The sequence below is a fragment of the Acetobacter sp. A11-2 genome, from assembly GCF_040208445.1.
GTDB classification, from domain to species: Bacteria; Pseudomonadota; Alphaproteobacteria; order Acetobacterales; family Acetobacteraceae; genus Acetobacter; species Acetobacter oryzoeni.
In genome coordinates, this window is sequence record NZ_CP157843.1 from 49,885 (window position 1) to 69,619 (window position 19,735).

Annotated in this window: 18 protein-coding genes; 16 read left to right on the forward strand and 2 right to left on the reverse strand. The window is 52.7% G+C overall.

What is annotated here, in order from left to right; translation table 11 throughout:
• Positions 1-36: 36 nt before the first annotated feature.
• The gene (locus tag ABNV41_RS00305) at positions 37-957 is read right to left on the reverse strand and encodes a peptidylprolyl isomerase (protein ID WP_050820289.1); all 921 of its coding nucleotides are present in this window, start codon (positions 955-957) and stop codon (positions 37-39) included.
• A 226-nt stretch (positions 958-1,183) separates the two neighbouring features.
• Here ABNV41_RS00305 and secA point away from each other — a divergent pair, with 226 nt between their 5' ends.
• The 16 genes from secA (at position 1,184) to glmM (ending at position 18,675) form a co-directional block, all read left to right on the forward strand.
• Entirely contained in the window at positions 1,184-3,910 is a 2,727-nt protein-coding gene (gene secA / locus ABNV41_RS00310; RefSeq protein ID WP_087651647.1) for a preprotein translocase subunit SecA, read from the forward strand.
• Positions 3,911-3,949: 39 nt separating this feature from the next.
• On the forward strand, positions 3,950-4,699 hold the full coding sequence (locus tag ABNV41_RS00315; RefSeq protein ID WP_050818863.1) for a YebC/PmpR family DNA-binding transcriptional regulator: 750 nt from the start codon (positions 3,950-3,952) through the stop codon (positions 4,697-4,699).
• A gap of 6 nt (positions 4,700-4,705) precedes the next feature.
• Positions 4,706-5,212, forward strand: coding sequence for a crossover junction endodeoxyribonuclease RuvC (gene ruvC, locus ABNV41_RS00320; protein WP_050818861.1), 507 nt, complete (start codon positions 4,706-4,708; stop codon positions 5,210-5,212).
• Positions 5,209-5,817: a Holliday junction branch migration protein RuvA gene (ruvA, locus tag ABNV41_RS00325; RefSeq protein ID WP_050818859.1), complete on the forward strand. Its 609-nt coding sequence runs from the start codon at positions 5,209-5,211 to the stop codon at positions 5,815-5,817. Before ruvC ends, ruvA begins: the two co-directional genes overlap by 4 nt.
• Positions 5,814-6,890 (forward strand): Holliday junction branch migration DNA helicase RuvB, encoded by a 1,077-nt coding sequence (gene ruvB / locus ABNV41_RS00330; RefSeq protein WP_087651646.1) that lies wholly within the window; start codon positions 5,814-5,816, stop codon positions 6,888-6,890. The genes ruvA and ruvB overlap by 4 nt, the downstream gene beginning before the upstream one ends.
• Complete coding sequence (ybgC, locus tag ABNV41_RS00335; protein WP_050818855.1) at positions 6,887-7,300, forward strand: tol-pal system-associated acyl-CoA thioesterase; 414 nt, start codon at positions 6,887-6,889, stop codon at positions 7,298-7,300. Before ruvB ends, ybgC begins: the two co-directional genes overlap by 4 nt.
• Positions 7,301-7,398: 98 nt before the next feature.
• Positions 7,399-8,139: a protein TolQ gene (gene tolQ / locus ABNV41_RS00340; RefSeq protein WP_019089100.1), complete on the forward strand. Its 741-nt coding sequence runs from the start codon at positions 7,399-7,401 to the stop codon at positions 8,137-8,139.
• A gap of 3 nt (positions 8,140-8,142) precedes the next feature.
• Positions 8,143-8,574, forward strand: a complete 432-nt coding sequence (gene tolR, locus ABNV41_RS00345) for a protein TolR (protein ID WP_006115643.1) — start codon at positions 8,143-8,145, stop codon at positions 8,572-8,574.
• A gap of 30 nt (positions 8,575-8,604) precedes the next feature.
• Positions 8,605-9,612 (forward strand): hypothetical protein, encoded by a 1,008-nt coding sequence (locus ABNV41_RS00350; protein ID WP_003623346.1) that lies wholly within the window; start codon positions 8,605-8,607, stop codon positions 9,610-9,612.
• A 23-nt stretch (positions 9,613-9,635) separates the two neighbouring features.
• Positions 9,636-11,000, forward strand: a complete 1,365-nt coding sequence (gene tolB / locus ABNV41_RS00355; protein WP_050818852.1) for a Tol-Pal system beta propeller repeat protein TolB — start codon at positions 9,636-9,638, stop codon at positions 10,998-11,000.
• Positions 11,001-11,321: 321 nt separating this feature from the next.
• Positions 11,322-11,804 (forward strand): peptidoglycan-associated lipoprotein Pal, encoded by a 483-nt coding sequence (gene pal, locus ABNV41_RS00360; RefSeq protein ID WP_042786436.1) that lies wholly within the window; start codon positions 11,322-11,324, stop codon positions 11,802-11,804.
• Between the two features lie 141 nt (positions 11,805-11,945).
• Complete coding sequence (locus ABNV41_RS00365) at positions 11,946-12,683, forward strand: hypothetical protein (protein ID WP_050818850.1); 738 nt, start codon at positions 11,946-11,948, stop codon at positions 12,681-12,683.
• Between the two features lie 9 nt (positions 12,684-12,692).
• Positions 12,693-14,000, forward strand: a complete 1,308-nt coding sequence (gene tilS, locus ABNV41_RS00370; RefSeq protein WP_050820288.1) for a tRNA lysidine(34) synthetase TilS — start codon at positions 12,693-12,695, stop codon at positions 13,998-14,000.
• A 137-nt stretch (positions 14,001-14,137) separates the two neighbouring features.
• Positions 14,138-16,075, forward strand: coding sequence for an ATP-dependent zinc metalloprotease FtsH (gene ftsH / locus ABNV41_RS00375; RefSeq protein ID WP_050818849.1), 1,938 nt, complete (start codon positions 14,138-14,140; stop codon positions 16,073-16,075).
• A 20-nt stretch (positions 16,076-16,095) separates the two neighbouring features.
• Positions 16,096-17,184, forward strand: coding sequence for a dihydropteroate synthase (folP, locus tag ABNV41_RS00380; protein WP_087651643.1), 1,089 nt, complete (start codon positions 16,096-16,098; stop codon positions 17,182-17,184).
• A 132-nt stretch (positions 17,185-17,316) separates the two neighbouring features.
• Positions 17,317-18,675, forward strand: a complete 1,359-nt coding sequence (gene glmM, locus ABNV41_RS00385) for a phosphoglucosamine mutase (RefSeq protein ID WP_050818847.1) — start codon at positions 17,317-17,319, stop codon at positions 18,673-18,675.
• Between the two features lie 146 nt (positions 18,676-18,821).
• Here the strand turns inward: glmM and ABNV41_RS00390 are convergent, their stop codons facing one another.
• Positions 18,822-19,604 carry a response regulator transcription factor gene (locus ABNV41_RS00390; RefSeq protein ID WP_050818846.1) on the reverse strand — a complete coding sequence of 261 codons (783 nt, stop codon included), beginning with the start codon at positions 19,602-19,604 and terminating at the stop codon, positions 18,822-18,824.
• Between the last annotated feature and the right edge of the window lie 131 nt (positions 19,605-19,735).

Here is a 19,735-nt window from a genome sequence, read left to right on the forward strand (position 1 = left end):
CCCTAAATAAGGGGCGAGGTTTGCGGTTTAATGGTCTTATTTCTTAGGTGCAGCGGCAGGAGCAGGCGCATCTGCCAGCGGCTTGCCGGTGTTGGGGTCAAAACGCACAATCTTGACCTGGTTGGTGGCTTTATCCACGGCTTCACGCACATATTTCTGGATAAGGGCCTGACGGATTTTGTCACGCACTGCGTCCAGTGTGGGAACCGGGTCTGTGCGTGTGTCCAGCACCTGAATGACATGGTAGCCATACTGGCTTTTCACCGGAGTGCTGCTGATTTCACCTTTTTTCATGGCGAAGGCGGCATCGGAGAAGGCCGGGATCATGTCTGTTTTCTTGAACCAGCCCAGATCACCACCGTTCTGCTGGGCGCTGCCCTTATCGGTGGAAACTTCAGCGGCCAGTTTACCAAAATCTGCGCCAGCTTTCAGCTTCTTGATAACGTCATTCGCTTCAGCTTCAGTTTTCACCAGAATATGGCGGGCATGCACTTCTTTTTCGGCTGGCTTGCCTGCGTAATTCTGATCATAATACTGCTTAACGGCATCATCTGTCAGATGCGGCATAACCTGCTCAGACAACCACGCATTCTGCAATGCGGTGTTGGAAGCATTTACCATCATCTGCTGGGTTTCAGGTTTTTTATCCAAGCCTTCTTTCTGGGCTGTAATCAGAATGGCTTTCTGATCAGCCAACTGGTTGACCAGCATGGGGAAAATAAGGTTCGGCGGCAGTTGGCGCATCTGCGGTGGCAGAGAGATCATGGCTGTCTGGACATCAGACAGCGTGATTTTTTCACCATTCACGGTGGCTACCACGGCGTTGGGGTCTGCTGGCTTTGCAGGAGCGGCCGCTGCTGCGGGGGCCGGGTCTGCTGCAAAGGAGGGCGTGCAAAGGGTGGTGGTAGCAAAAAGAGCTGCTGCTGCCAGTCCAAACGCGTGGGGAATAAGCCGCATGTGTATTAAAACCTTTAAAGCCATTAAAACCTATTTATCCTGTATGAAGGAGGGCTTTCCACCCGGCAACCCCTGTTTCAATCCTGCTTCCACCGGTACGGTTGGTTGACCGCAACCCGCCCCGGTCCTATTTTGCACGGCAAGCCAGCCATGCCAGTGTCTCTTACTGTATTACCATTTGGGGTAGTGCAGGGGTAAGGGGCCGCATTGTTCCGGAAAGGTGTTCATGCTTTCACGCTTTGTCCGCGCCCTGTTCGGCACCGCCAACGACCGGACGCTTAAGATATTTCAACGCCGGGTGCCGGAGATCAACGCGCTTGAACCACAGGTGCAGGCGTTGGATGATACCGCCCTTTCTGGCAAAACGCAGGAATTCCGGGATCGGATCGCCAAAGGCGAAAGTCTGGATGATCTGCTTCCTGAAGCCTTTGCCGTGTGCCGTGAGGCCTCGCGCAGGGTGTTGGGGATGCGGCATTTTGACGTGCAGCTGATTGGCGGCATGGTGCTTCATTCTGGCCGCATTGCAGAAATGCGCACCGGGGAAGGTAAAACCCTGGTGGCCACGCTGGCTGTGTATCTCAGCGCGTTGGCAGGCAAGGGCGTGCATGTTGTGACCGTAAACGACTATCTTGCCGCGCGTGATGCAGCAGAGATGGGGCGGCTTTACAGCTTTCTGGGCCTGACAACGGGCGTGATCGTGCCCAACATGCCTGATGATGCGCGTCGTCAGGCTTATGCGTCCGATATTACCTACGGCACAAACAACGAATTCGGCTTCGATTATCTGCGCGATAATATGAAGTACCAGTTGGGCGAAATGGTGCAGCGTCCCTTCTACCACGCGATTGTGGATGAAGTGGATTCGATCCTGATTGACGAAGCCCGTACTCCGCTGATTATTTCCGGGCCAGCAGAAGATAGCTCAGACCTGTATCGTGCAGTCGATGCTGTGGTTGCCCAGCTTGTGCAGGATCCGACCACGTTTGAAAAAGACGAAAAGTTCCGCACCGTCATTTTAACCGATTCTGGCTCCGATCATGTAGAAAATCTGCTGCGTCAGGCAGGTGTGCTGGATGAAGGCGGGCTTTATGATCTGCAGCATGTAGCTGTTGTGCATCATGTTCAGCAGTCCTTGCGGGCGCATACGTTGTTCTCGCGGGATGTGGATTACATCGTGCGCGATGGCAAAGTGGTGATTATTGACGAATTCACCGGCCGCATGATGGAAGGCCGCCGGTATTCTGATGGCTTGCATCAGGCGCTGGAAGCCAAGGAACACGTGGAAGTCCAGCAGGAAAATCAGACGCTGGCTTCCATCACCTTCCAGAACTATTTCCGCCTTTATCCCAAGCTTTCCGGCATGACCGGCACCGCCATGACAGAGGCGGATGAGTTTGCAGAAATCTACAATCTGGATGTGGTGGCCATTCCCACCAACCGTCCGGTTGCTCGTAAGGATGAAGACGACGAGATCTATCTGACAGAGCAGGAAAAGTTTGCTGCTGTTGTCAAACTCATCCGGGATGTGCACGAACGCGGCCAGCCGATTCTGGTTGGCACCACGTCGATTGAAAAAAGTGAAGCGCTTTCAGACCTGCTGAAACGTGAAGCCATTCCACATAACGTGTTGAACGCCCGTTTCCATGAAATGGAAGCAAAGATTGTGGCGCAGGCAGGTGCACCGGGTGCCATTACCATTGCCACCAACATGGCTGGCCGAGGCACGGATATTAAGCTCGGTGGTAACGTGGAAATGCTGATCTCCCAAACCTTGGGGGATATGGAAGAGTCTCCAGAGCGTGAAGCTGCTGAGAAGGAAATCCGTGATCGTGTTGCGCGGGATCATGATATCGTGCAGCAGGCAGGTGGCCTGTATGTTATCGGCACGGAACGGCATGAAAGCCGCCGTATTGATAACCAGTTACGTGGCCGTGCAGGGCGTCAGGGTGACCCCGGCAACTCCAAGTTCTTTATCTCGCTTCAGGATGATCTGATGCGTATTTTCGGTTCAGACCGCATGAGCGGAATGTTCCAGAAAATGGGTATGAAGGAAGGCGAGGCCATTGTTCATCCGTGGTTGAGCAAGGCGCTGGAACGGGCGCAAAGAAAGGTCGAAGCCCGTAACTTCGATATGCGCAAGAACACGCTCAAATACGATGACGTGATGAACGACCAGCGCAAGGAAGTGTACGCTCAGCGCCGTGAATTTATGGCGACTGAAGACGTCTCTTCTATTGTGATGGAAGCGCAAGAAGATGTCATTGACGCGATGGTTGCGCGCCGTATCCCAGAAAAATCTTTTGCAGAACAATGGGATGTAGCTGGCCTTACGGAAGATGTACAAAAAGCCTTTGGCTTGGATCTGCCAATAGCAGCTTGGGCCAAGGAAGACGGTATGGATGCCGAGGCTGTGGCTGACCGGATCAGTCAGGCTGCCACTCAGGCGCAAGCTGCCCGAGCAGCCAATATCGGCCCGGACCTGATGCGCTTTATTGAAAAGCAGATTCTGCTGACAACATATGACGCCGTGTGGAAAGAACATCTGCATGCGCTGGATCAGTTGCGGCAGGGCATTGGCCTGCGTGCTTACGGCCAGAAAGATCCGCTGAACGAATATAAGCACGAAGCCTTCCAGCTGTTTACATTCATGTTGGAAGAAATGCGCCAGCGTGTGGTGGGGCTGATGGCACGGGTGGAAGTGACACCTCCGCCAGCAGCGGCTGATCCGTTTGCCGATACGGCAGAAATCCATGCTGATCCAGAAGTGCAGGGATACGCCTCAGAACCGGGGCCTGGTCTTTCACCTGGTGCATCGCCGGAAATGGCCACGCCTATCGGTGGCAGCGCCATTATGCCGGATGATCCTTCAAGCTGGGGTGAAACACCTCGTAACGCGCCCTGCCCATGTGGTTCGGGCCAGAAATACAAGCATTGTCATGGGCGGCTTGTCTAAGGCCTGCCCGGCATTGTTGCAGACGACAAGGTAAGGAAGATGGCTGGTCATTCCCAGTTTAAGAACATTATGCACCGTAAGGGTGCGCAGGATGCAAAACGCTCCAAGCAGTTTGGTAAGGTTATTCGTGAACTGACGGTAGCAACGCGTTCGGGCTTGCCTGATCCGGCAGCCAACCCACGTTTGCGTGCAGCCATTTCTGCCGCGCGTGAAGTGAATATGCCCAAAGATACCATTGAACGCGCCATTAAAAAGGCATCTGGTGCTGCAGGTGGTGATGACTATGTGGAAGTGCGGTACGAAGGCTATGGCCCTGCCGGTGTAGCCGTTATTGTTGAAGGGCTGACCGATAACCGCAACCGCACAGCATCTGATGTGCGAGCAGCTTTTTCTAAGCACGGTGGCTCTATGGGGGAAACCAATTCCGTTTCTTTCATGTTCCGCCGCTTGGGTGTGATTACATATCCGGCTTCTGTTGCTTCTGAAGATGAGATGTTGGAAGCCGCTATTGAAGCTGGTGCAGAAAATGTTGTTTCCACCGAAACCTCACATGAAGTGACGTGTGAAGTGGAATCCTTCTTTGCAGTGAAGGATGCGCTGGAAGCGCGCTTTGGTGAGCCGGAAAGTGCTAAGTTGGACTGGCGCCCCGAAAACACCGTAACGCTGGACGAAGATAAAGCACGCAGCCTGTTCAAGCTGCTGGATACGCTTGAAGACCATGATGACGTGCAAAATGTGTACGCCAATTTTGACCTGCCGGATGATCTGGCCGAAAAACTTTCGGCATAAATCATAATGGTACGTCTGCTCGGCATTGATCCCGGCCTGCGATTTACAGGGTGGGGCGTGATTGATGTCGAGGGCAATCGGCTCCGGCATGTTGAAAATGGCGTTATTGCAACCAATAGTGCTGATAGCGTGCCAGACCGATTAAAGGTGCTGCATGACAACCTGCTGATGCTGATAGACAGGTTGGAACCGCAAGAAGCAGCTGTTGAAGAAACTTACGTAAACCGTAACGGTTCGGCCACCCTTAAGTTGGGTTATGCGCGTGGCGTGGCGTTGTTGGTGCCTGCATTGGCTGGGGTAAGCGTAGCAGAATACGGCGCGCTTTCTGTTAAAAAATCGGTTGTTGGCACCGGATCAGCAGATAAAAAACAGGTGGAAATGATGGTGCGGCGGCTTTTGCCCGGAGCAGAAATTATCCGTGCAGATGCTTCGGATGCGCTGGCTGTTGCTATTTGCCATGCGCATCATCGTGCCAGTGCACGCCATATTGCAGCCGGGGTAAGAATGGCATGATTGCGTTTTTATGCGGATTGGTCATTCAGGTTGATCTGGGAAGCTGCGTTATAGACGTAAACGGTGTGGGCTATCTTGTTGCTGCCTCCACACGTACGTTGGCTGCGTTGCCAAACCCACCAGAAAAAGCACGGATTCTGATAGAAACCGTTGTGCGTGAAGATGCCATTCTTCTGTACGGGTTTATGGAAAGTGCTGAGCGTGAATGGTTCCGGCTGTTAACAAGCGTGCAGGGGGTAGGGGCAAAGGTTGCGCTTGGTATCCTTTCCACCTTGTCACCCGGAGAATTGGTGGCCGCGCTGATGACATCAGATAAAGCCAGCCTTACGCGTGCGCCGGGTGTGGGCGGTAGGTTGGCAGAACGGATTCTGACAGAACTGCGCGATAAAGCTGGCAAAATGCCCGGTGGTGGTGGCGGAATTACCATTCCGGCCATGGCAACTCCTGCAGGTAGTATAGAGGCAGATGCTCTTATGGCGCTGGCTGGCTTGGGCTTTCGCCGGGCAGAAGCTGCACCTGTGGTGCGGAAAGTCATGGACGCGCACGGGGCGGCTGCCACGCTGGATCTGGTGATTCGTGACAGCCTGAAAGACCTTGCCCGATGAGTGCGGAGTTTACGCCTGATCGGGAAATTGATGCGGCACGGCGGGAGGAGGATGTTGGTGAATCCACGCTTCGCCCGCAAACACTGCATGAGTTTACAGGCCAGAAGGCTAGCCGGGAAAACCTTTCCATCTTCATCAAGGCCGCTAAACAGCGTGGTGATGCCTTAGATCATGTTCTGCTGCATGGGCCTCCGGGGTTGGGTAAAACAACTTTGGCCCAGATTGTTGCGCGTGAATTGGGGGTGGGTTTCCGGGCTACGTCTGGCCCCGTTATCCAGCGTGCGGGTGATCTAGCTGCTATTCTTACCAATCTACAGCCCCGCGACGTGCTGTTTATTGATGAGATTCATCGTCTCCAGCCAGCCATTGAGGAAATTCTCTATCCTGCGATGGAAGATTTCCAGCTTGATCTGATTATTGGTGAAGGCCCAGCAGCAAGGTCTGTCCGTATAGATCTGCCGCCGTTTACGCTTGTGGCCGCCACCACGCGGGCAGGGCTTTTGGCCACGCCATTGCGGGACAGGTTTGGTATTCCGCTGCGGCTGGTTTTTTATACGCCAGAAGAGCTGTGTAAAATTGTGGCGCGTGGGGCGGAAAAGCTGGATTTTGCTCTGACTCTCGGTGGTGCAATGGAAATTGCCCGTCGTTCACGCGGCACACCCCGTATTGCCGGGCGACTGTTGCGCCGTGTGCGGGATTTTGCATCTGTAACCGTGCCTGCCGGGGTGCCGGTAGAAGCAGAAGTGGCAGATGCTGCCCTCAAGCGGCTAGAGGTTGATGCGCTTGGGCTGGATGCCATGGATAGGCGTTATCTGCGCCGAATTGCCGAATATCATCACGGCGGCCCGGTTGGTGTGGAAACGCTGGCGGCAGCTTTGGCCGAATCACGCGATACATTGGAAGATGTGATTGAACCTTACCTGATTCAGGAAGGTCTGGTTTTGCGTACCACACGCGGTCGTGTTCTTGGTGAACGCGGCTGGCGGCATCTGGGGCTTACCCCTCCGGCTTCTGCTACCGGGGGCAACCAGCAGATGGATTTCCTTGCAGGCGAGGATGAGGGGGAAGAATGACCACCCACTCCATAGATTTTAGAATCTATTACGAAGATACAGATGCAGGCGGCATTGTGTACCACGCGCGATATCTTGCCTTTGCAGAACGTGCGCGTACTGAAGCGATTCGGAGCTTGGGTATGCCCGCATCAAGTTTGCAGGAAGAATATGGGCTGGTTTTTGTGGTGCGTGATGCCCACCTTGCCTACAAAATGCCCCTGAAACTGGATGATATTGTAACAGTTACCACCCGCTTGATTGACTTGAGGGCAGCCAGCTGCCGATTGGATCAGCTATGCACGCGTGGTGATGATATATGCGCTCAGGTTGAGGTTGGTCTGGCCTGCGTGAAAGTATCAGATGGGCGTCCTGCCCGATTTCCGCCGTTATGGCGTGATTTGTTGCAGAAATTGGCACCAAAGGGATGAAAGCGCCTCTTCTGCTTTTTTAAGTAACCAAGTAAGAAGCAGAAGCGTCGGGCAAAGCATGTGTCTCGACCGAGTCGGAGACAGATCGCCCGTAAGGGGTGCAGAGGCAGGAGGCATTATTGGATCGTGCGGTTGATGCGGCAAATCTCGGCGTAAGTGCGGCGGGGGATTTGTCAGTATGGGCGTTGTTCATGCACGCCTCGCTTGTTGTTAAAATTGTCATGCTCGGGCTGCTGGTTTGCAGCGTAATGGTATGGGCAATTATTCTGGACAAGTTTGTCACGTTGCGTCGCATCAATCGTGAAGCCACAGGGTTTGAAGATCGCTTCTGGTCTGGTGGCAGCCTTGATGATCTGTACGAAAGCGATGGCGCCAAGCCTACCAACCCAATGTCTGCCGTATTTGGTGCAGCCATGGGGGAATGGCGGCGTTCAGCCCGTATTCCCGGTGTGGATCTGGTGCGTGGCGGCGTTAAGGAACGTGTTGACCGCGCCATTGGCATTACCATCACGCGTGAAATGGACCGCCTGCGCCGCTGGGTAATCTTTCTGGCCACCGTTGCACCTGTTGCACCGTTTGTTGGCCTGTTTGGCACGGTGTGGGGGATCATGCATTCCTTCAGTTCCATTGCGGCTGAACATAATACAAACCTTAGCGTTGTTGCCCCCGGTATTTCTGAAGCTCTGTTTGCAACGGCTATTGGCCTGCTAACGGCTATTCCAGCTTATGTGGCGTATAACGTCATCAGCAACAGCATGGACCTTTTCCAGGATCGTCTGGAAGGTTTTGGCACCGAGTTTGCTGCCATTCTTTCTCGCCAGTCCGAAGAGAGGACCTGAGATATGGCAATGCCGTCGGGAGGAAGCGGACGCCGCCGCAGGCGTCCGATGGCCGAAATTAACGTCACTCCCATGGTGGACGTGATGTTGGTGCTGCTGATCATCTTTATGGTGACATCTCCAATGATGACCAGCGGCGTAAATGTTGATCTGCCCAAAACAGATGCGCGCCCGGTTAATTCAGACAGCAAGCCCATTACCGTTTCCATCAAGTCTGATGGTACGCTGTATCTGGGGGATAACCCCGTTACAGCAGATCAGCTTGTGGCCCAACTGAAGGCTGCTTCCAACAATGATCCTTCCCACCGTATTTTTGTACGCGGGGATGCCCATATTGATTATGGGCAGGTCATGCAGGTTATGGGGCAGATTACGGAAGGCGGCTTTACGCATGTGGCTCTGCTGGCGCAGCAACCTGCCAGCAGTGGGCATTAAGCCATCCGATAGGGTGGAGAGGTACGAACAATGCCCATGGCAAGGCCACGCCGGTCTGATCAGATTATACTCCGGCGATCGCTTTATCTGTCAGGGGGCGCGCATGTCGCGCTTCTGCTGGCACTGCTGATCACTCTTCCGCCGCCCAAGCCGCCGGAAGAGCCTCCACAGCCTACGATTGAAATGCAGTTCGAGCAGTCGGACGCACAAGAAGGTGGCCCTGCCGCCAAGGCAGAAAAGGCTGCGGCTGAACCCAAGCCCCCAGCACCGGAAGAAAAGGAAGCTCCGCCTACGCCAGAGCCTCCGAAGGATGTGCCGAATGAGGAGGCCCCGCCGCCACCTCCGCCGCCACAGCCTGTTCCGCCGCCACCTGTGCCGGAATCTGAAAAGCTGCCAGATGTGCCTCTGCCCCCCAAGGCGGAAGAGCCATCTCCTGAAGTTGTGAAAACACCGCCGTCTCCACCATCTCCGGTGCAGCCGACGAACAGTGTTGCACCGCCTTCACCCATTACGCAGCCCACGGATACGCTACCGGATGCGGCGGTTCCATCTCATATCACGCAGCCAAACAAGGCGAAGAAAAGCCAAGCAGAGTCTCATTCCTTGCTGGAAACGTTGGATACGTTCCGGGCGGATCAGAAGCAGACGCATGCGCCCAAGGCACGTGCCAATCCGGTTGCGGGGGGTGCGCCCAAAGGTGGTGGTTCACCCGTGGGTAGTAACATTACGGGCAGCCTGAGCGCTGGCCAGCAAAAAGCTATCGGGGCTGCGGTAAGGCGCTGCTACACAGAAGATACTGCCGCCAAGGATTATGCCAGCTTTGTGGCGCATTTGGTGGTTACGGTAGATGGAACCGGTGAAGCCCGCATTGTGCAATTTGCGCCAGAAACACAGGCCCGCATGAATGCGGATTCTTCGTATCGTGCGCTGGCTGAAAGAGCACGGGCTGCTGTTCTAAGTCCAACATGTGCCAAGCTGCCAATCCCCAAGGAACTGCTGGGGCAGCCACGGCAACTGAAGTTTGTATTCAGGCCTTAAGCAGGCCTTAGGGAGGAAAACACATGGTGATGAGTACCCGTCCCCTTATTTCCGATCAGGAAGCCGATGTGCTGGCTGGCGCGCTGCGTCGGCGTAGCCTGCTGGGGGCCAGTGTGGCTGCTGGTGGTATTATGGCCATGCCTGTTGGTGCATTTGCGGCTGCCAGTGCCCCAGAAGCTGAAATTACGGTTGATCAGGCCCGCACGGCGCCTATCCCCATCATCATCCCCAATTTTGGTGGTGGCTTGGGCGAAAAAATTGCCGAAGTGTTGACGAATGACCTGAACAATACAGGCCTGTTCAAGGTTATGCCCGGCAGCACAACATCTGGCACGCCAGATTTTGCAACTGCCAAAAGCATGGGCGCGCATGCGCAGGTAACAGGTTCCGTTTCTGGTGGCGGATCTTCTGTACGGGTGGAAATGCGCCTGTGGGATGTGCTGAGCCATCAGCAGATTCAGGGCACGGCCTACACAACATCTGCAGCAAACTGGCGGCGTATTGCCCATATTGTGGGCGATGTGATTTACGAGCGGATGCTGGGGGAAAAGGGGTATTTTGATACTCGTATTGCCTTTATCTCTCGTTCTGGCCCGCGTGGCCATCAGCGCACACGTCTGGCTGTAATGGATCAGGACGGTGCAAATGCCCGTATGCTGACAACAGGCAAGTGGCTGACCCTGACACCGCGCTTTAGCCCGGTGAAGGATCAGATTGCCTTCATGTCTTACGCCAACAATCGCCCGCGGGTTTATCTGTTTGATCTGACCAGCGGCCGCCAGCAGATTCTGGGTGAGTTTGAAGGTATTTCCTTCGCACCACGCTTCTCACCAGATGGCCGTTCTGTTGTGCTGTCAGTTACTCGCAATGGTGGGTCGGATCTGTATATTGTGGATCTGGCATCTGGTTCTCGCCGTCAGATCACGTCTTCTGGTGCCATTGATACCAGCCCGTGCTTTAGCCCGGATGGATCACAGATTGTCTTCAACTCAGATCGTGGTGGCAGCCCGCAGATTTACATCATGCCGGCTTCTGGCGGTGGTGCGCGCCGTATTTCTTACGGTCAGGGCACGTATGGGTCTCCAGTGTGGTCTCCTCGTGGGGATCTGATTGCTTTTACCCGTATTGCTGGCGGTATGTTCTCGCTTGGCGTTATGGCGCCGGACGGCACGGGTGAGCGAATCATGACGCAGGGCTTTACGGTAGAAAGCCCAAGTTTCTGCCCCAATGGCCGCGTATTGGCATATTGCCGCCAGAGCCGTGCCGGGGCCGGTGGTGCAGGCTTTAACTCTACTATCGGAATGGTGGATATTACGGGCTTTAATGACCGCGTGCTGCCAACGCCAGAAGCAGCGTCAGACCCAGCATGGTCTCCTCTAAACGGCTAAAATCGGCTGTTCGGAAAGAAAACCCCGCATCACAAAAATGTGATGCGGGGTTTTTGTTGTCCATAATTTGGCCGCAATAAAGGCGGATACAGGCAATAAGCAGAACTGTGTCTTTTTCGTCTCACTCAGTGTATGGCAGGTATGAGATACAGAGATGCAACTTGACCCGCAGAATAAGCTATGGCTTAGGGCAAGTTGGTCTCCAAAATTCGTCGGCTCTTCGAAGGGTTCGGAGAGGAGCAGAAGAAGACGCGGGGATACAAGGTTAGAACTCTTTTCTCCGAATAGTTTCGCAAGGAACTAATTCTCAGGATCCGACACATGAGACTAAAAGTAGTTGCCGCGCTTGGTATGGTTGCCCTGCTGTCAGCCTGCGCCCACGATAACGCAAACACTGGTGCCTCCAATGGTGCTGCTTCCACGCAGCCCACTATCAGCGGCCCCGTTCCCGGCAGTGAAGCTGATCTGGTTGCAAACGTGGGTGACCGCGTTTTCTATGACCTGAACAAAAGCGGCCTGCGCGATGATGCCAAGGAAACCCTGCAGAAGCAGGCTGACTGGCTGGCAAAATACCCGCAGGTTAACGTTGAAGTTGCAGGTAACTGCGATGACCGCGGCACCGAAGAATACAACATTGCTCTGGGTCAGCGTCGTGCCAATGCCGCACGTGATTACCTGGTTGCTAAGGGCGTAGCTTCTTCCCGCATTTCCACCATCTCCTACGGTAAGGATCGTCCGACCGCTCTGGGTGATGATGAAGATGCATGGGCTCAGAACCGTAACGCCATTACCTCTGTTAAATAAGATTTCAGATTTTTCTGAAAGTTGACAGAGCAGAAACAGGCCGGGTGTTAAAGCCCGGCCTGTTTTGTATTGTAAGCACTTGTCTTTCAGTAAAAGTGGTATGATGTTGCTGCCTATATGTTGTGGAAGGGTTAGAACCTGATGAAAGTCTGCTTCAAAGCATCGCGGCATGTCCGCACAGGGCTTGTGGCGTTGGCAATGGCAACCGCAATAAGCAGTGTGTGCGTGCCAGTTGCATGGGCGCGGGATAATGCAAATTCAGGCACAAATGATCTGATTGCCCAGTTGCTGGACCGTGTGAGCACATTGGAGCAGCAGCAGCGTGATATGCGCGGTGAGATTGATCAACTCACCAATGAACTGCAGCAAAAAACGGCAGCTCTTTCCAAGCAGATAGCAGATAACCAGTTTGCAGCGCAGGCAAATGCTGGTGCGGCAGGTGCTTCTACAGCTGCGGCCTCAGCAGACACAACGCCCAAAGAAGACGCAAAACCCACAACACCAGATGGGTTGCTTGCCAGTGGCAAGGCGGCTTTGCAGAAGAAAGATTATGCAGAGGCACAGTCTGATGCCGAATCAGCACTTAAAAACGCCAAAGGCGCTTTTAAGGTAGATGCACAGTTTTTGCTGGCGCAGTCCTTGGCAGGGCAAAAACAGTATCGTCAGTCAGCCGTTGCCTATTACGATGCTTACCGTCAGGCTCCTAAAAGCGGACGTGCGCCAGATGCACTTTTGGGTGTTTCTGCTTCCCTGCTGGCATTGGGGGACAAAAAGGCATCGTGTGAAGCACTTTCCAAGCTGAAAGCAGAATTCCCCACGCCTTCCGCCCGTGTTGCCCATGCTGCAGAAGTGTATGCCAAACGGGGTAGCTGCGAATAACGATTGGTGTTGGTATCGGGAAGAGTGTCTGCTCCTGTATTTTTTGGGCGTGATGTTTTTTCCGATCAGCCCGTTTTTCCGGCCTGTTTTGCACAATGCATGGCGCAGTTAGGGCCGTTTTTCCCTGATCAATCTGACTATCCTCCTGTTGCTATGGCTGTTTCTGGTGGAGGAGACAGCCTGTGCCTTGCGTGGCTGGCATCTTTCTGGCGGAAAAATCTGTTGGCTTTGGTCGTGGATCATGGGCTGCGCTCGGAATCTGGGCAGGAAGCCCATCAAACAGTTGCACGCTTGCAGAATATGGGTATTTCGGCACGCCTGCTGGTTCTGACAGATCTCAAAAAAGGACCAGCTATTGCCCATAGAGCCAGAAATGCTCGATATGCCAGCCTGATAGCCGCCTGTCAGGAGCATGGATGCACAGATCTTTTGCTGGGCCATCAGGCAGATGATTTGGCGGAAACGGTCTGGATGCGCCAGAATGCCGGAAGTGGGCCAGAAGGGCTGGCAGGCATGGGCTGGATAACCGTGCGGCCAGATATACGGCTTATTCGCCCATTGCTTGGATTTTCTAGGCAAGCACTACGTAATACGCTGCGTGAAGCCCGTATTGAATGGGTGGATGATCCTTCAAATCAGGATCAGCGTGCGGAGCGGGTGCGTTTACGGTATATGCTGCAAAAAAACGATCAACGCGCGCATTTCTGGCAACTTGGCATGCAACTGGGTCAGGTGAGAATGCAAAAGGAGCATGAACGCGCTGCACAGCTTGCCCAACACGTTGTAATGTATCCTGAGGGATGGGCAAATCTTGGGTCTGAATTGCCTGAGGTTGATGTGCTTTCGGCTCTTGTGCGCAGTATTGGCGGAGCTGAATATCCACCGGCTCAATCTGCAGTGGCACGCTTGAAGAAGATGGGCGCAGAAGCCACATTGGCTGGAGTCCGGCTGCTTTGGCATGAACAGCAATGGGTGCTTTTGCGGGAGGAAGCCGCAATGGCGCCTGCTGTGCAGGCAGAAAACGGCACGGTATGGGATAACCGGTTTATGTTGCGTCTGCCTGCATCAGTTCGAAAAGAAGGATTGATGGTTGCCGGGGCAGGGTATGGGTTGGAGCGCAAAATCCGCAATGGGCTACAGGCCCAGTTTTGTGCTGTGCTGCCTGCACTGTGGCGTAAAGGTAAGCGGGTAGCTGTGCCGCATCTGAATTGGGTAGCGGATGATGAACCTGATTTATATGCCGCAGCATTCATTTTCCGGCCGGCAGTTTCGGTAACCAGCAGCAGTGTGTATGGTGTAGTTGCACAAGATTCTTAAAATATGTGCACCTCGCAGACTAGGAATACGCAGGCGGCCTCCCATTTAATAAAGGGAGAGGTTGCTTTTTTCTGCGGCAGCCGGTCAGATAAAGATTATTCCGGCATTCTCGCACTAGGTATGGATATACGGGCAAGATGAACAATTTAGGCCGCAATCTGGCGCTGTGGGTCAGCATTATCCTGCTGCTGCTGTTGCTTGTGAACATGTTCCAGCCGGGGAGCACGCAGCACGCGGCACAACAGCTGGCATATTCGGACTTCATTGCTGATGTGGATACAGGGCATGTTCGGTCTGTTGTGATGCAAAATCACAATATTTCCGGCACGCTGACTGATGGCACGGCATTTGAAACCTATGCCCCGCTTGATCCTTCCCTTGTTACCCGCATGGTGGGCAAAGGGGTAGAAGTTGTGGCCAAGCCATTGGAGCAGGAAGGCAGCCCGCTGCTGCGTTACTTCCTGAATTCCTTGCCCATTATTCTGCTGGTGGCTGCATGGCTGTTTATGATGCGGCAGATGCAGGGTGCTGGTGGTCGGGCCATGGGCTTTGGTAAATCCCGCGCCAAGATGCTGACTGAAAAGCATGGTCGCGTCACATTTGATGATGTGGCTGGGATTGATGAAGCCAAAGGGGAACTGCAGGAAATCGTGGATTTTCTGAAGGACCCGCAGAAGTTCACGCGCTTGGGCGGTAAAATCCCCAAAGGTGTGCTGCTTGTTGGTCCTCCGGGCACCGGTAAAACTTTGCTGGCTCGCGCCATTGCAGGTGAAGCCAATGTGCCGTTCTTCACCATCTCTGGTTCCGACTTTGTTGAAATGTTCGTAGGTGTTGGTGCATCCCGTGTGCGTGACATGTTCGAGCAGGGCAAAAAAGCCGCACCGTGCATTATCTTCATTGACGAAATTGACGCTGTTGGTCGCCACCGTGGCGCTGGCATGGGCGGCGGCAATGACGAGCGTGAGCAGACACTGAACCAGATGCTGGTTGAGATGGACGGCTTTGAAAGCAATGAAGGCGTGATCCTGATTGCTGCCACCAACCGCCCAGATGTGCTGGATCCGGCTTTGCTGCGCCCCGGTCGTTTTGACCGCCAGGTTGTGGTGCCAAACCCTGACGTGTCTGGTCGTGAAAAAATTCTGCGCGTGCATATGCGTAAGGTGCCGCTGGCATCTGATGTAGACCCACGCATTATTGCCCGCGGCACGCCGGGTTTCTCCGGGGCTGATCTTGCTAATCTGGTCAACGAAGCCGCGCTGTCTGCCGCACGTCTGGGGCGCCGCACTGTTTCTATGCGTGAGTTTGAAGACGCAAAAGACAAGGTGCTGATGGGTGTTGAGCGTCGCTCTCTTATTATGAGCGATGATGAAAAGCGGCGCACAGCTTACCATGAAGCAGGGCACGCCATTACAGCTGTTCTGGTTCCCGAAAGTGAACCTATTCATAAGGCAACCATCGTTCCGCGTGGCCGTGCATTGGGCATGGTGATGCGCCTGCCAGAAGATGATCGCCTGTCCATGAGCAAGAAAAACGCATTTGCGCATCTTGTGGTGGCTATGGGTGGCCGTGTTGCGGAAGAGGTTATCTACGGTAAGGACAACGTCTGCAACGGCGCAATGGGTGACATTAAAATGGCAACCCGTGTGGCCCGTAGCATGGTGACCGAATGGGGTATGAGCGACAAGCTGGGCATGATTGCCTATGCAGATGATGATCAGAACGGTGGTTTTTTTGCCGGGGCTTCTCGCAATTTCTCGGAAGAAACCGCACGTGAGATTGATGAAGAAGTACGCCGTCTCGTAGATGAAGCCTATGTGCAGGCTCGGAACTATCTGCATGATCACATTGATGAACTGCGCCGTCTGGCTGAAGCTCTGTTGGAATATGAAACTCTGAGTGGTGAAGAAATCCGCCAGATCATGCGTGGTCAGCCGATCGAACGTAAGGAAGAAGAAGAAAGTGGCCCGGTTAACCGGCGTTCTTCTGTGCCTCAGGTTGGCGGGCCGGATGTTCAGGGTTCGGATAAACCGGAAAATGAAAACGGCGGACCAGCCCCTGTGCCCCAGCCAAGCTAACTTTTAAATCAAGATGTAGAGTGAAAAGAGGCGGCAGAAATGCCGCCTCTTTTCGTTTGAGAAGGGCTGATGAAATGACGTATGCGCGGCTGATTGAACCCTTGGGCCTTGTGTATGGCAACATAGCGCAAGAAGCGATCAAACAGGGTGACGCTTTACCTTTATGTGGCGGCCCGGTGGCATTTACGTTTGTGCGTTTGATAGAAGGCTATCAAACCGTGGGTTTAATGCCTGTGCAGAAACTGCCTCAGGACTGGGCTCCAGAGCTTGAGAGGATAACGTGTTCTGTACCGCCAGTGGGTTTGCCTACAGGTGCCCAGATCATGGGGATTCTGAATATCACGCCCGATAGTTTTAGTGATGGCGGTGAACTGGCGAGTATTGATCAGGCTGTTTTAAAAGCACACGAAATGGTGCGCAGTGGTGCAACCGTTCTGGATATAGGCGGGGAAAGCACGCGCCCCGGTTCAGCTACAGTAACGCCGGAAGAAGAATGGAAGCGCATTGGCCCGGTTCTTGCTGCCCTAAAGGCAGAACTGCCCAATGTGGCTATTTCTGTAGATACGCGAAATAGCTATGTCATGCAGCAAGCTCTGGCAGCTGGAGCACATATTATCAATGACGTGACAGCTCTGGCGTATGACGAGGCAGCTTTGCCGCTTCTGGCCGCACAAGATTGTGGCGTTGTGTTAATGCATATGCGCGGTACACCACAAACTATGGCGCAGCATGCTGTGTATGAAGATGTGAGCATAGACGTGGTGCGTGAACTTGCCCAACGGATTGAGATTGCCGTAAAAGGAGGCATTGCACGACATCGGATTATGATAGATCCGGGATTTGGTTTTGCAAAAAACTTCGAGCAGAATAAGGAACTGTTGCGGCATATTCTGCTGTTGGCCAACTTGGGATGCCGGGTTGTATTTGGTGTTTCCCGCAAACGGATGATTGGGAATCTTACGGGGGAAACCACACCGCATTTGCGTGATGCTGGAACGCAGGCAGCTTCTTTCCCTGCTATGGCTTTGGGGGGAGTAATTTTGCGGGTTCATGATGTTAAAGGCATGATGCAGGCTGTAAACGTATGGCGGGCAATCTTTCAGAATTAAAAAAGTAAGTTTCCGGCTGAACAAGGTTTCTTCCAGCCTGAAACCGTTTTAGAAAATAGAAGAAAACCGCAAGAAGGCAGTTCCGTTCTTTGTGCAGGATGGGCTTTTTCTGTCTGAAGCGGACAGAATGGAATGAGCAGAATGAAGCGTTTTTTCGGAACAGACGGTATTCGTGGCACCGCTAATGTTGCACCGATGACGGTGGAAGTGGCCCAAAAACTGGGGCAGGCCGCCGGGTTGCATTTCAAGCGGGGAGATCATCGGCATAGTGTTCTGTTAGGAAAAGATACGCGGCTTTCTGGGTATATGATCGAAAGCGCCATGGTTGCGGGCTTTCTTTCAGCAGGTATGGATGTCACGCTGGTAGGCCCGTTGCCAACGCCTGCAATTGCCATGCTGACGCGTTCTCTCAGAGCAGATCTGGGCGTCATGATTTCCGCTTCTCACAATCCTTTTGGGGATAATGGCATCAAGCTGTTTGGCCCAGATGGCTTTAAACTTTCTGATCAGGATGAAACGGAAATTGAAGCCCTGATGGAAAAAGACCTTACCGCATATCTGGCAACGCCAGAACATATTGGCCGTGCATCTCGGCTGAATGATGCTGCTGGTCGGTATATAGAAAGTGCCAAAGCATCATTCCCGCGCAAATTGCGGCTGGATGGCATGAAGATTGTGATTGATTGTGCCAATGGTTCTGCCTATCGGGTTGCGCCAACCGCATTGTGGGAGTTGGGGGCAGAAGTCATCCGCATAGGGTGTGAACCTAATGGCGTAAACATTAATGAAAAATGCGGATCAACTCACCCTGAAGCTCTCTGTGCCGCAGTTGTAAAACATCAGGCCGATTTGGGTATTGCACTGGATGGTGATGCTGATCGCGTTCTGATTGCAGATGAAACAGGCCGTCTGATTGATGGTGATCAGATTCTTGCTCTTATCGCCCAGTCTTGGGCGCGAGAAGGTCGCATGGTCGGTAATGCTGTTGTTGCAACCGTTATGTCCAATATGGGGCTGGAACGGTTTCTGGAAAATCTGGGGCTGAGTCTGGAACGCACGGCAGTGGGTGATCGCTACGTTGTCGAGCGTATGTTGGAACGGCAGGCCAATATTGGTGGTGAACAATCTGGGCACATGGTGCTGACAGATTTTGCAACGACAGGTGATGGGCTGATTGCTGCTTTGCAGATACTGGCCGTACTTGTTCAGGATGGTCGTCCAGCGAGTGAAGTTTGCCGGCTATTTCAGCCATTTCCCCAAAAGTTAAAAAACGTTCGATACAAGGGGGCCTGTCCACTTGATATGGACGAAGTAAAAACCCGTCAGGCTGATGTAGAGCGTAAGCTTGCTGGCCGAGGGCGTTTGGTGTTGCGTAAAAGTGGTACGGAACCTTTGGTACGCGTTATGGCAGAAGCGGAAGATGCACAGCTGGTTGATGAGGTTGTTGACCAGATGTGTGATGTGCTTGAGCAGGCGCGTGTTCCTGCCTAAAATACAATCTAGAGAAAGGGGTTTTAAAAATTCTTTTCTCTAGATTTTTCCGTTGCAAGATTTTGGTAGTGCCGAGCTTTTACACTCTAAAAATTCTGCGTTCTTGAATTTGAAAATGTAACAGAATCTAGATTTGATTTCATAATTTAGGCACTGCTTCCAGCAACATGCTGATGGGATTCATGTAGGCTAGATATTGATTGTGATTGTTTGTGGGGTTTGCTCATAACAGGCAAAGATGCGCAGGCTTTGGAAATTTGAGGATCATTCAGAATATAGCCTCTTCCCCATACAGTGGAAATCAGATTTCCTACCCCTGCTGCTTGAAGTTTTTTGCGAAGTTTACAGATAAAAACATCTATAATCTTTATATCTGGTTCATCTCGCCCTCCATAAAGATGGTTAAGGAAGGTTTCCTTGGTTTGGGCAATGCCTTTGCGTAAGACGAGCAGTTCAAGAATGGCGAATTCTTTTCCGGTAAGATGAATGGGCTGATTGTTAACCATTACAGTATGGCTGTTGAGGTTAACTGTAAGATCGCCAATTTGTGCAATAGGATGAGCATAGCCATGGGCACGCCGTAAAATGGCTTGTATGCGGGCTATAAGTTCAGTCGAATCAAAAGGGTCTATTAAATAATCGTCAGCGCCTGCAGCAAAAGCTTTGGTTTTCACTTCAGAAGTGTTGACTGGTGAGATGATAATAACAGGTGTTGTGAGTTTTAAAGATCGTAATGTGGTAAGGATGTCATACCCATAAATATCGGGGTGTTGTAGATGAAGAATGGCAAGGCCATAATCATAATTTCTGAGTAGTTCTACAACTTCCTGATCACACTGAACCATGTCCACTGAAAAAGAGGTTTTTGTTAATGCCGAAAATATTGCCTGACTGGAGGTAAAATTATTTTCTAAAAGTAAAATACGCATGGTGGAACCTCATTATGGTTCAGAGAATCAGAAATGCATCCTGTGGTTGCATTTTGTTGTTATTACTAAAACTATACGTGTTTCAAAAAGAAACAAACATTATTTCGTTGAGAGCTTCTTTTTTGCGCAAA